A 13,234-nucleotide genomic window follows, 5' to 3' on the forward strand; every position below is an offset into this window, starting at 1 on the left:
TTGAATGAGGTGAAGAGTATATATGCGGCCTGATCATGAAAATGAAAAGATCGTCAATATAGAAGAGCGAATTCCTAAAATTAAAGAACAAAGGAAGCAAAAAGCGAATCGGAGACTGATCTCTTTTATACTACTGTTTTTTATCATGGTTTTAATTATTATTTATTTGCAGACACCTATCAGCAAAATTTCTTCTTTAACCATCACAGGTAACGAGCATGTCTCAACAAAACAGCTTGTTAAACTTTCACAAATTAAAGAAGGCGAAACAGAGTTTTGGAATTTAAATAAAGATGTAACAGCAGATCATATTAAACAAAATAAACTGATTAAAAGTGTCAGTATTAAAAAGCATTTCCCAAATAAAGTGAGTATTGCTGTCAAAGAATATGCAAATATTGCGTATCTTCAAAAGGGAAATCTATATTATGAGCTTCTTGAAAACGGGACCACTTTACCAGAAGAAGTGACACCGAGTCATGCAGGACCTCTATTTGTCGATTGGGACAATAAGGAGAAGTTGAAGCAAACTGTTAAATCTTTAAATCAACTGCCAGCCTCTATTCAGGAACTCATCTCAGAAGTATATTATGTGCCGACCAATTCAAATAAGTGGCTAGTTAAATTTTATATGAATGACGGAAACACTGTGATTGCATCAATTAAAACATTCGGTGATAAAATGCAAACCTATCCAGCCATTGTAAAAGAACTTTCTTCATCTGAAAAAGGCACAATCCATATGGAAGTCGCTACGTATTTCGAAGCGTTTAAATCTAAGAAAAAGGAAGATGAGCGTTGAGAGGCAAAACAGTAATATTCTCAATTGTCATGCTTGTTCTTGGTTTTCTGATTTCTTTTTCATACCAATATACAAAGCAGCATCAGGCAGATGTCATTCGGACAGAGCAATGGAAAAAAGAATACTCTCTGAAAAGTCAGCTCACAACGCAAGAAAAGGCGAATCAGAAACTCGAAAAAGAATTATATAGTCTTCAATCAAAGGTACAAGCAACAGAGTCCAATTTGAAAAATGAAAAAGAGCAGTATTTTAATGTACTGGAAGATGTTGAGAAATACAGAATGTTTACAGGAGAGATCGGTGTAAAAGGAAAAGGGGTAAAAGTGTCTCTTGAAGATGCATCTTATATCCCGAGTGGACAAAATGTCAATAATTACATTGTGCATGAGAGCCACATTTTTCATGTGATAAACGAACTATTTATATCAGGTGCTTCTGCTGTATCTATTAATGGACAAAGAATCACACACCAATCATACATACATTGTAACGGACCAGTTGTCACAGTAGATGGTGTTCAGCATCCAGCACCATTTGTCATATCTGCTATTGGTGATCCAGCTGTATTAATACCTGCTTTAAATATTGCAGGGGGAGTGGTCGATCAGCTGACAAGTGATCACATTTCAATGACGATTGAGAAAACGGATATTCGTATGAACCCTCTTTTAAGAAACAAAGATTAAAAGTGAAAAGGTGAGTGGTGTTGAGGAAAAAGAAGCCTTTACTTAGTTTAACAGTTTTAATGATCATATTTGGCATCATGGTCTCCATCCAATTCAATTCCTTACAAAAGCCCGAAGTTCGAGATACTCGTGATGTGTGGGAACTGAGAGAGGATTTATCTGCATCTAAAAGTAAGGAATTGGATTTATTAAAAGAAATTGATAAATACGAGGAGATGCTCAAAAAATATGGTCATCAAGGAGATCGATCAAAAGAAGCACAATTAACAAAAACGTTAAAAGATTTAAAAGAAAAGGCTGGTTTTACAGAAGTGGAAGGGGAGGGGATCGAAGTTGAAATTTCTCAGCTTTTTTCCAAGGATCTGACCGGAGAAGAAGTGAAAAATATCCCACCTGATCTTCTGAAAAAGTTAATTAATGAAGCCAATATGTTTGGGGCAAAACATATTTCCATCAATGATCGCCGTGTCATTAATACAAGTGTGATTCGAGATATTAATGGCACGACAAAAATGGATGGCTACAGCTTAGATAGTGATGAAGTCACCATTAAAATGATTGGTGAGCAGGCCGACAAATTATACAGCCGTTTAAATGTATCAGATATTGGTGACTTGTTTGCTCAGGAAAACTTCAGCTTGAGTATAAGCCAGCCGAAGAAAAAAATTCACTTAAAAGCATATGACGGTGCAATTCAAGTAAACGAATTGAAGCCTCTTGACGATGTAAAGGAGGGAAAATCTTAATGTGGCTTCCTGTACTGGGCTTAATCATAGGAGTTGCGATCGGTTTCTTAACTAATTTTACGATACCGAATGAGTATTCCAATTATCTTTCCCTCGCTGTACTTGCTGCGCTTGATACATTGATTGGTGGAATCCGGGCACATCTGCAAGGGGCATACGATGAACTAGTGTTTGTATCAGGCTTCTTCTTTAATATTATACTGGCAATAAGTTTAGCTTTTCTGGGCGTCCATCTTGGTGTAGACTTGTACTTAGTCGGAATGTTTGCATTCGGCGTTAGATTGTTTCAAAATATAGCAGTTATTAGAAGAATTCTACTAACAAAATGGACAATTTCTAGAGAAAAAAAGAAAAAAAGTGAGTCATAAAAAAGGATATACATATGATGTAACGAATATTTTCAGTAATCCTAATAAAAAATGTTGATTTTTTAAGTTTTGTTACACACTTGTAAAACCACATTCATTGTATTGTTGTTCAGCAAATAATAGAATAGAAAGTATTGATATGTGAGGAGGTGCCATAGAATGAACAACAATGAAATTTACGTCAGCCTTGACATCGGTACATCCAATATAAAAGTCATCGTCGGAGAAATGGCGGATGATTCGCTTAACATTATAGGTGTTGGAAATGTCCCTTCAGAGGGGTTAAAAAAAGGATCGATTGTTGATATAGATGAGACAGTTCATTCTATTAGACAAGCATTTGAACAGGCTGAGAGAATGGTAGGTTTTCCTTTACAAAAGGCGATTGTCGGAATTAACGGAAACCACATTCATATTCAGAATACGAGCGGCGTAGTCGCAGTATCTAGTGAAAACAAAGAAATACATGCTGAAGATGTGAGACGTGTCTTAGATGCTGCACAAGTAGTATCTATTCCTCAAGAACATCTCGTCGTAGACGTGATTCCGAGACAATTTATCGTCGACGGAAGAGATGAGATCACAGATCCGAAAAAAATGCTTGGTGTTCGGCTAGAGGTGGAAGGATCGTTAATTACAGGTTCTAAAACGATTCTACATAACTGGCTCCGATGTGTAGAAAGAGCTGGAATTGAAATTATGGATATATGCTTGCAGCCACTCGCATCGGGCTCAGCAGCATTATCGAAAGATGAAAAAAATCTTGGGGTAGCTCTTGTCGATATTGGCGGCGGATCTACAACGATTTCCGTATTTGAAAACGGGCATCTCTATTCTACTCACAGTATCCCTTTGGGCGGAGAGAACATAACAAAAGATTTGTCTATAGGACTTAGAACCTCCACAGAAGAAGCTGAACGAATCAAAAAACAATTTGGACATGCGTTTTATGATGAGGCATCCACTGAGGAGACATTTGAAGTGTCTGTGATTGGTACCGATCAAAAACAAACGTATACACAGCTTGATGCAGCCAACATTATTGAAGCGCGGCTGGAAGAAATCTTGCTCTTTGTTGCAGAGGAATTAAGAAATATGGATGTGCATGATTTGCCTGGTGGATTCGTTCTAACAGGTGGACAAGCAGCCATACCAGGTATTCTTTCTCTTGCACAAACGGTTTTGCAAAACAATGTTAGGATTGCAAGTCCGAATTATATCGGGGTGAGAGAGCCTCAATATATGACAGGAGTGGGTCTGATCCACTTTGCTTATCGCAATGCAAAGATTCAGGGCAGACAGGTTGGATTCCAAATGCCAGATGAGGCGTTTCATGAAGTAGGCGCATCCATGGAGCCGGTTTCTTCTGCACCACAAGTGAAAGAAGCGCAGCCAAGACCGAAAGTAAAACAAAAAGCACAACAAGAGACAAATAAAAAACCGGGCAAAATGAAAAAACTATTTAATATGTTCTGGGAATAGAATTAGATTTTCGACGGATTAGGAGGATTCAGCATGTTGGAGTTTGAAACAAATATAGACGGCCTAGCATCAATTAAAGTAATCGGAGTAGGTGGCGGCGGGAATAACGCTGTTAACCGAATGATCGAAAATGACGTACAAGGTGTCGATTTTATTGCAGTCAATACTGATGCACAGGCATTAAATCTATCAAAAGCAGAAACTAAAATGCAAATCGGTGCTAAGCTGACAAGAGGGCTTGGAGCAGGTGCTAATCCTGAGGTCGGTAAAAAAGCTGCTGAGGAAAGCAAAGAGCAGATTGAAGAAGTATTAAAAGGCGCAGACATGGTCTTCGTTACAGCTGGTATGGGCGGTGGAACTGGTACGGGTGCTGCACCTGTCATTGCAAAAATCGCAAAAGATTCTGGTGCATTGACAGTTGGAGTTGTGACTCGTCCTTTCACATTTGAAGGAAGAAAACGTCAGCTTCAAGCAGTAGAAGGAATTGCTTCTATGAAAGAAGCAGTTGACACATTAATTGTGATTCCAAACGATCGCTTGCTTGAAATTGTTGATAAAAACACGCCAATGCTGGAAGCGTTCCGCGCGGCAGATAACGTGCTTAGACAAGGTGTTCAAGGGATTTCCGATTTGATTGCAACACCAGGTCTGATTAACCTTGACTTTGCTGACGTGAAAACAATCATGTCTAATAAAGGATCGGCTCTGATGGGGATTGGCGTCGCTACAGGCGAAAATCGTGCTGCTGAAGCTGCGAAGAAAGCCATTTCTTCACCACTTCTAGAAACAGCGATTGATGGTGCTCAAGGCGTCATCATGAACATTACGGGTGGTACGAACCTAAGTCTTTATGAAGTGCAAGAAGCAGCAGATATTGTGGCTTCTGCATCTGACGAAGATGTAAACATGATTTTTGGATCTGTCATCAATGATAACTTGAAGGATGAAATTGTGGTGACTGTGATCGCTACTGGATTCATTGAGCAAGAACCAGAAGTGACAAAATCACAAAGAAACCCATTAGGACAAGGATTAAAGCAAAATCAATCCATTCCTCAAAAACGTGAAGTAAAACGCGAGGAACATCAACAGCCATCACCTCAGTCTAGACAAAATACACAATCAAGTGATGATACGCTAGACATTCCAACGTTCTTACGCAACCGCAATAAACGCTAATCAAGTATAGCTTAACCCCTTCCATTGGAAGGGGTTTTTTCATGTCTAAGGCGTATAAAGAATTTAATTAAAAAGTCTTAAATGAGAGAAAGTCATTTCAACTTCCATGTGTAATTTGACTTATGGTGTTTAAGAAAAAAGAATCATTTTTACTCCCTCTTACAAAAAACGACAAAATGATGAACTTTATTTGACTACATTAAATAGAACAACATGAATCTTGTCACGAATAATAGAAGGAAAGGAGTGAGACCTATACTCTGTTTGGCCATTTGAGGAGGAGGGATTTGATTGAAATTGAAGTTTCGCAAGACCGCCGGCTATCGTTTGATGAGTCTTTTGGTGATTGGTACTTTAACGATGACAAGCTTTGGGATGGTTCAAGCAAAATCGACTTCTACCTCATATCAGGAGGAAGCTGTCTCCTCTAAGACAACAAAAGCAAAGATCTCATCTAGATTAATGAAACAATTTCAGCAGGATGATCAGGTGACTTTTTTAATCAAAATGAAAGAGCAAACAAATACACAAAAAGTGGCGAAGGAAGCGGTGTCCAAAGCCAAAAAACAGAAATTAACAGCGGCTAAAACACAATACACAAAAAGATCAGCTGTTGTATCCGAATTAAGAGCAACATCTGAGGAGACGCAGCAAGCGCTGCTTACGTATTTACAAAAAGAGAAAAAGAAAAAGCAAGTGAAGGAGATTCATTCGTACTATATTGTGAATGGTCTAGCGGTGACGGGAACGAAAGAAGTCATGGAAAAGGTGGCTGCCTTCCCAGAAGTAGATCAAGTGCTGCCAAATGAAACCCGTCAAATTCACCGCCCCGTTGATTTGAAGACGAAGCAAAAAAAACAAATGAAAGCAGTAGATGGAGTCGAGTGGAACATTTCTCAAATTCATGCTCCAGACGCATGGGCTTTAGGTTATGACGGTACTGGTACAGTTGTGGCAAGTATTGATACAGGAGTGGAATGGGATCATCCTGCTTTAAAGGAAAAATACCGCGGGTTTGATCCAGCACACCCGAATGAACCAACGCATGAATTCAATTGGTACGATGCTACGACAGGATCTGAAGCACCATATGATGATTTAGAGCATGGTACCCATGTAACAGGAACGATGGTTGGCTCTGAGCCAGATGGAAAGAATCAAATCGGAGTTGCACCGGGCGCAAAATGGATTGCGGTGAAAGCTTTCTCAGAAGATGGTGGTACAGATGCTGATCTGCTTGATGCAGGTGAGTGGATTTTAGCACCAAAAGATGACGCGGGAAACCCACATCCAGAAAAGGCACCAGATGTCGTCAATAATTCTTGGGGCGGTGGGCCTGGCCTTGATGATTGGTATAAGGATGTCGTCAATGCTTGGAGAGCCGCAGACATCTTCCCAGAATTTTCAGCTGGCAATACCGATTTATTCAACCCTGGTGGTGAAGGCTCCATTGCGAATCCTGCGAACTATCAAGAGGCCTTTGCAACGGGCGCTACGGATCAAAATAATAAATTGGGGTCTTTCTCACTGCAAGGTCCGTCTCCATATGGCGTCATGAAACCAGACATTTCGGCTCCGGGGGTAAACATTCGTTCATCCATTCCTGGGAAAGGATATGAAGATGGCTGGAACGGGACGTCGATGGCTGGTCCACATGTGTCAGCTGTTGTGGCTCTTCTTCGCCAAGTACAGTCAGATCTTTCTGTTGAAGAGATTGAACAAATACTGATTGATACTGCGAAGCCGTTAACTGATCAGCAATTCCCGGAATCCCCTAACAATGGCTATGGGGCAGGTTTAGTTGATGCAAGAGAGGCAATTACGGCATTAACAGATGGAATTGGCATGATTGAAGGACAGGTGACAAACGAAGATGTTCATTTAGATGAGATGAAAATACCAGATCAAGCCATGCCTAAAAAAAATAAGGCTGTACATCCACATAAAAAAGAAATGAAAAAAGAAAAAAATCTAGCTACTCCGTCCATCAAAACTCTTCCTATGAAAGCGGAAATCAGTGTTCTTGAAAGCGGCAAGTCAACGTACACAGATGAAGCGACAGGGAGATATCAGCTTCCTCATAGTGCAGGAGAATTCACAGTGAAAGCGGAAGCTTACGGATTTGAATCACGCACACAAACCGTCCATATTTCTTCAAATGAAACGGTTGAGGCGAATTTTGCCTTACAGCCACTAAAGAAACGAACGATATCTGGCACAATTGCCAACGAAACAACGGGTGAAAAAGTAAAGGATGCAACGGTTTATCTTGTAGAGGATGCGAAAATTAAGCCGGTGAAAACAAATGAATCTGGCGAATTTTCTCTAGAGGCATTGAGCGGTGTCTATACCGTCAAAGTATTTGCCAAAGGGTTTAAAGGATATTCTTTTACAGCAGATGTGACAGAAAAGCCGGTGGAAAAAGCCATTCAGCTAGAGCCATTCATCGGATTTGCTGGTGAAATTGGCTATGATGACGGTACAGCTGAAAATGCGAGAGCCTTCTATGATCCAGGCAATGGCTGGGCTGTGAAGTTTTCACTAGAAAAGGGGAAGAAACAAGCGCAACTGACAGGAGGGCTTTTCCGATTCTGGTCATCAGAGTGGCCAGCTCCTGGAGGGAATGAATTTGCGGTTGAAGTGTATGACGCTTCTGGGAAGAACGGAGCTCCAGGGGAAAAAATAGCAGGACCTCTCAAAGCAAATGCGCTACGTAATGGTGAATGGACAAAAATAGATTTAGAAGACCAAGCCATTACGGTGGATGGAGATTTCTATCTTGTCTATATTCAAACGAAAAAGAATACCGAATCTCCAGGCCTTGCAACTGATGAGGATGGACCAAATGCTGAAAGAAGCTGGCAGCTGACAAGCGGTGCTTTTTCTCCTTCTCCAAAAGAAGAGGGGAATTATATGATTCGTGCGCTTGTTGACTATGAAGCAGATGTGCCAGAGATTACATCACCAAAGGCAGGAATCATTACGAACAAAGATGAACTAGAAATTGAAGGCAAAGCCTCTCCTGGGCTTGATGTAGCGATCTATCAAAACGATGAAGAGATTGCCAAAGTGAAAGCAGATCAGTCAGGCGTTTTCAAAGAAAAGGTTACAGTTTCAAGTGGAGAGCATGTATTCACGGCTGCAACTGTTACGGATAAAGGCGCAACAAAACGATCCAAACCAGTAAAGGTGATCATTGATCAAACAGCTCCAGTGCTCACCATTGATACACCGAAAAAAGGGAAAAAGACGAATAAAGAATCGCTCACTGTAGAAGGAAAGGTCACAGATGATCATCTTGCTCAAGTCACCGTAAATGGAAAAAAGGCAACCACAAAAGATGGGACATATTCCGCAAGAATACTGCTTGAGAACGGAGAAAATACGATCAAGGTCACAGCGAAAGATGCAGCAGGAAACAAAACGACTAAAAAAATCAATATCGATGTTCAATATGAGGCACCTGAAATTTCTGAGCTGACTCCAGCAGAGAATGTCCATCTTGCATCAGGGGAGTCTGTTAAAATTTCATTCCACAGCAGAGAAAAGCTAGACGCAACGTTTGTCATTCACATGCCGCTGACAAACGCGAGATCAAAGCTTCAAAATACCACAGAGCTGCCGCTTCGCGAAGTATCGAGCGGTACGTATGAAGGGTACTGGACTGCTACTTCTACCGCTAAAGCAAAAGGTGCGGTCATTGAGGTGATTGTGCGAGATGATTATGGAAATGTCACAAGACAAAAAGCTTCGGGCACATTAAATATCAATGAAAAGTAACTTAAACAAAAGACACGACTTCTAGGAGCGTGTCTTTTTTCTTTCAAACAATGGTTTGAAGGCTCGTCCAGAAAAATACTCTCCCTCAATCCTCGACAAAAACAATAACAATCCACCAAAAGTTCTCTATCATCCCCAACAAGAATTGACAGACTTCCATCTCATGACTGTTTTATACTGGTACAAACAAGTGCAAGTACTGCTTTTGATTCTTTGTTTCAGATGAAAGGAGCAGAAGGTGGTCATTTATTTAGATGTCATTTGGCTGTTAAACTTTTGTTTTGATCTATTGCTTCTCTTACTCACTGCATTTATTCTCAAACGACAAGTAAAAAAAAGGCGATATATGTTAGGAGCTCTCATTGGATCGAGCATTGTTCTCTTGCTCTTTACACCATTTGCAATGGTTGTGTCACACCCTTTAGGCAAACTACTTTTTTCTGTTTTGATCGTTCTTGCAACCTTTGGTTTTCAAAGATTTCGTTCCTTTTTTCAAAATCTGTTTGCTTTTTACTTTGTAACATTTTTGATGGGAGGAGGCATGATCGGAGTTCATTCATTTTTGCAAACCAATACAGTGATTCAAAATGGTCTGCTGATTTCACAAAATGGTGGCTTTGGTGATCCGATTAGCTGGCTTTTTGTTTTAACTGGGTTTCCTGCAATTTGGCTGTTTTCAAAGAAAAGATTAGGAGAGGTTGGTACGAAAAAAAGACAGTATGATGAACAAGTGCTTGTGGAACTACACATTCACGGAGAGACCATTCGTTTAAAGGGACTCGTCGATTCTGGCAACCAGCTGTATGATCCTATGACCAAAACACCGGTCATGATCGTCCAGGCCGACCATCTAACGGCCATTTGCGGAGAATCGTTTATAGACCTCATGAAACAGTCTCATCCTGTTGAAGTCATGCAAAAGATCGATGATCAATTTCCTCTTCTTGATCGATTAAGACTTGTTCCATATCGAGCAGTCGGTCATGATCACGGTTTTCTACTATGCCTAAAACCAGATACAGTTGTCATTTATTCAAAGACGCATATGATTCAGCCAGCTAAGTGTTTTGTAGGGTTGAGTCTGAGCGGCTTATCGGCAGATCAGGAATTTCAATCCATCATTCATCCAGATATGTTAGACGGGAAAATCATCCAGGGGGTGTCGTAGTTTTTGGTGATGTCTTTTATCTTACGAGGTCAACTTGACATTTAGAAGGGAGAAGAAGATGAAAAAATTAAAATTTAAACTCACTTACTACTGGTATAAACTCCTTATGAAGCTAGGTCTAAAGAGTGATGAAATATATTATATTGGTGGAAGTGAAGCGCTACCGCCTCCTTTATCAAAGGATGAAGAGCAGGAGCTGCTTGTCAAATTACCAAAGGGTGATCAAACCGCAAGGGCGATTTTAATTGAAAGAAATTTACGTTTAGTCGTTTACATCGCAAGAAAATTTGAGAACACAGGTATTAATATTGAGGATTTGATTAGTATCGGAACCATTGGTCTGATCAAAGCAGTCAATACATTTAACCCAGAAAAAAAGATCAAGCTTGCAACTTATGCGTCGAGATGTATTGAAAATGAGATTTTGATGTACTTGCGTCGAAATAATAAAATCAGATCAGAAGTTTCGTTTGATGAGCCGCTCAACATTGATTGGGACGGAAATGAACTGCTTTTATCAGACGTACTTGGAACAGATGATGATATTATCACACGTGATATTGAAGCAAATGTAGATAAAAAATTGTTGAAAAAAGCGCTCGAGCAATTAAATGATCGCGAAAAGCAGATCATGGAACTAAGATTTGGCTTAGTTGGCGGTGAGGAAAAAACCCAAAAGGATGTCGCTGACATGCTTGGGATTTCCCAGTCTTATATTTCGAGGCTTGAAAAAAGAATCATTAAACGATTACAAAAAGAATTTAATAAAATGGTCTAAAAAATTTTTTTGAAAAGCTCTGTCCCTGTACTGTCAAAGGAAACAACCTTTTTTCTCATGATTCTCGTCATCGCTCGTGCATATTTTTCCAACCCAAGGAGATACTGAACTTTGTACAACAGCTCCTGTAGGGAGGGAAAAAAGTGTCCAGAAATAAAGTGGAAATCTGCGGAGTCGACACCTCCAAGCTGCCTGTTCTGAAAAACGACGAGATGAGAAAATTGTTCAGACAGCTGCAAGATGAGGGTGACGATACAGCAAGAGAAAAGCTAGTCAATGGAAATTTACGGTTGGTTTTAAGTGTGATTCAGCGTTTCAACAACAGAGGCGAGTATGTCGATGATCTCTTTCAAGTAGGCTGTATCGGATTAATGAAATCAATTGATAATTTTGATTTAAGCCACAATGTCAGATTTTCAACTTATGCGGTTCCTATGATCATAGGAGAAATCCGTCGATACTTGCGTGATAACAACCCGATTCGGGTGTCTCGCTCACTAAGAGATATTGCCTATAAGGCACTTCAGGTCCGAGAGAGGCTGATTAGTGAGACAAGCAAGGAGCCAACTGCAGAAGACATTGCCAAAGTGCTGGAAGTGCCTCATGAGGAAATTGTCTTTGCCCTAGATGCGATTCAAGATCCTGTCTCTTTGTTTGAACCGATCTATAATGACGGAGGAGATCCGATTTATGTGATGGATCAAATTAGTGATGAACGGAACAAAGATACACAATGGGTGGAAGAATTGGCCTTAAAAGAGGGCATGCGCAGGTTGAACGACAGGGAAAAAATGATTCTTCGCAAACGCTTCTTCCAAGGCAAAACGCAAATGGAAGTCGCTGAGGAAATCGGAATTTCTCAAGCACAAGTCTCGAGGCTTGAAAAAGCAGCCATTAAACAAATGAATAAAAACATCTTTTAAAGCCGCCGCTTCATGTGCGGCTTTTTTCATTCTTATGAGAGAACACGCTTCTAGTATTGACTCTGTTATTTTTTTCATTTAATCTGTTTTTAACAAATGTTATTTTAAATAGCATTTGTTAGGGAACACTTAAGCGGAAAGAAGGGTTATTATGACATTCCATGATGAAAGAAGGCTGCTCATTAAGGTTGCGCATATGTATTATGAAGAAGGCGCCACTCAATCTAACATCGCAGAAGCGGTTGGGGTTAGTCGTTCGCTCATATCGAAATATTTGGCAAAAGCACGTGAAGCAGGAATCGTGGAAATCATTATTCATGATGAAGTCAACCAACAGTATGGATCGTTAGAAAGAAAAATAGAACGCAAATATGGACTGAGAGAAGTTGTCTGTGTGGAAACACTCAGCAAAGACACAACCAAAAGCCGAATCGGAGCCGCGGCGGCAAATTTTTTATTAAAAGTGATGAAAGATGGTCAAGTCATTGGATTTTCCTCAGGGACCACGCTGCATGAAATGGCGAAAGCGCTTACGTCTGTTCAGCACTATCCATCCGTGACATTTGTTCCGCTTGTCGGAGGTGTTGGAAATGAAGACGTTGATATCCACGCCAACTATATTATTGCGAGATGCACAGAAGCACTCAAATCTAAATGTGAGTTTTTACATGTACCCGTCATGCTTGATACGAAAGAAGCGAAAGATGTCCTGATCCGGCAGCCGTCAATTAAAAAAGTCATTGAACTAGGAGAATCATCAAATATCGCGGTTGTCGGAATTGGTGGTGTCCCGCAGCATTCAACAATGGTGAAATCGTATATGACAAGCGGCGAAGAGGACATCCTTCAAGCAAAAGATGTAGCAGGTGACATTTGCTATAACTTTATTGATCATCAAGGGGAAGTATATCCCCACCCATGGAACGACCGGGTGATGGGCATAAGCCCGCAAAAGCTAAAAGAAATTCCGCTTGTCATAGGTGTCGCTGGCGGTGAAGAGAAAATTGAAGCCATTCGGGCGGCATTAGCAGGTGGATTAATTCATGTATTAATTACCGATGAACGAACTGGAGATGCCTTATTAAAGTAACTACCTAATGATATTAGGTAGTTTTTTTGAGTCTTTAGACTCAAAAAGATTGAAAATTTTATCGATTTTAGCTTGACACAAAGTTGACACATCATATAAACTAAGTTCATAACAAATGATAAATAAAATAACAAATGTTACAAGAAACAGATTTTTGTTAATTTTTATAACATTTGTTAAAAGTTTCAGATTATATTTCTAGCAATCTACCCGAGAAGCAAGAAAACCTGAA

General features: G+C 40.0%; 11 protein-coding genes. All 11 read left to right on the plus strand.

Features of this window, described 5'->3' with window-relative positions; translation table 11 throughout:
- Positions 1-22: 22 nt before the first annotated feature.
- The 11 genes from MHI35_RS07240 (at position 23) to MHI35_RS07290 (ending at position 13,002) form a co-directional block, all read left to right on the plus strand.
- On the plus strand, positions 23-802 hold the full coding sequence (locus tag MHI35_RS07240) for a cell division protein FtsQ/DivIB (protein ID WP_144523461.1): 780 nt from the start codon (positions 23-25) through the stop codon (positions 800-802).
- Positions 799-1,488: a DUF881 domain-containing protein gene (locus MHI35_RS07245; protein WP_003211621.1), complete on the plus strand. Its 690-nt coding sequence runs from the start codon at positions 799-801 to the stop codon at positions 1,486-1,488. Before MHI35_RS07240 ends, MHI35_RS07245 begins: the two co-directional genes overlap by 4 nt.
- A gap of 20 nt (positions 1,489-1,508) precedes the next feature.
- Positions 1,509-2,234, plus strand: a complete 726-nt coding sequence (locus MHI35_RS07250; protein ID WP_211063874.1) for a DUF881 domain-containing protein — start codon at positions 1,509-1,511, stop codon at positions 2,232-2,234.
- The gene (locus MHI35_RS07255; RefSeq protein ID WP_003210988.1) at positions 2,234-2,602 is read left to right on the plus strand and encodes a small basic family protein; all 369 of its coding nucleotides are present in this window, start codon (positions 2,234-2,236) and stop codon (positions 2,600-2,602) included. Before MHI35_RS07250 ends, MHI35_RS07255 begins: the two co-directional genes overlap by 1 nt.
- Before the next feature lie 159 nt (positions 2,603-2,761).
- A complete protein-coding gene (gene ftsA, locus MHI35_RS07260; protein WP_044141988.1) occupies positions 2,762-4,084 on the plus strand; it encodes a cell division protein FtsA in 1,323 nt (440 codons plus the stop codon).
- Positions 4,085-4,117: 33 nt separating this feature from the next.
- Entirely contained in the window at positions 4,118-5,263 is a 1,146-nt protein-coding gene (ftsZ, locus tag MHI35_RS07265) for a cell division protein FtsZ (RefSeq protein WP_335349119.1), read from the plus strand.
- Positions 5,264-5,554: 291 nt separating this feature from the next.
- Positions 5,555-9,043, plus strand: coding sequence for a S8 family serine peptidase (locus MHI35_RS07270; RefSeq protein WP_335349120.1), 3,489 nt, complete (start codon positions 5,555-5,557; stop codon positions 9,041-9,043).
- 238 nt (positions 9,044-9,281) lie between these two features.
- Entirely contained in the window at positions 9,282-10,211 is a 930-nt protein-coding gene (spoIIGA, locus tag MHI35_RS07275; RefSeq protein WP_151022464.1) for a sigma-E processing peptidase SpoIIGA, read from the plus strand.
- Positions 10,212-10,269: 58 nt separating this feature from the next.
- Positions 10,270-10,989 (plus strand): RNA polymerase sporulation sigma factor SigE, encoded by a 720-nt coding sequence (sigE, locus tag MHI35_RS07280; RefSeq protein ID WP_007499746.1) that lies wholly within the window; start codon positions 10,270-10,272, stop codon positions 10,987-10,989.
- 143 nt (positions 10,990-11,132) lie between these two features.
- Positions 11,133-11,912: an RNA polymerase sporulation sigma factor SigG gene (gene sigG / locus MHI35_RS07285; protein ID WP_003211879.1), complete on the plus strand. Its 780-nt coding sequence runs from the start codon at positions 11,133-11,135 to the stop codon at positions 11,910-11,912.
- A 151-nt stretch (positions 11,913-12,063) separates the two neighbouring features.
- Positions 12,064-13,002, plus strand: a complete 939-nt coding sequence (locus tag MHI35_RS07290; RefSeq protein ID WP_012009879.1) for a sugar-binding transcriptional regulator — start codon at positions 12,064-12,066, stop codon at positions 13,000-13,002.
- Positions 13,003-13,234: the final 232 nt, after the last annotated feature.

Source organism: Bacillus sp. FSL K6-3459, from assembly GCF_038003305.1.
Taxonomy (GTDB): Bacteria; Bacillota; Bacilli; order Bacillales; family Bacillaceae; genus Bacillus; species Bacillus pumilus_O.

Coding starts and splice junctions, on each gene's coding strand:
- ftsZ (WP_335349119.1), top strand. CDS start 4,118: ATGTTGGAGTTTGAAACAAATATAGACGGCCTAGCATCAATTAAAGTA.
- sigE (WP_007499746.1), top strand. CDS start 10,270: ATGAAAAAATTAAAATTTAAACTCACTTACTACTGGTATAAACTCCTT.
- MHI35_RS07290 (WP_012009879.1), top strand. CDS start 12,064: ATGACATTCCATGATGAAAGAAGGCTGCTCATTAAGGTTGCGCATATG.
- ftsA (WP_044141988.1), top strand. CDS start 2,762: ATGAACAACAATGAAATTTACGTCAGCCTTGACATCGGTACATCCAAT.
- MHI35_RS07255 (WP_003210988.1), top strand. CDS start 2,234: ATGTGGCTTCCTGTACTGGGCTTAATCATAGGAGTTGCGATCGGTTTC.
- MHI35_RS07240 (WP_144523461.1), top strand. CDS start 23: ATGCGGCCTGATCATGAAAATGAAAAGATCGTCAATATAGAAGAGCGA.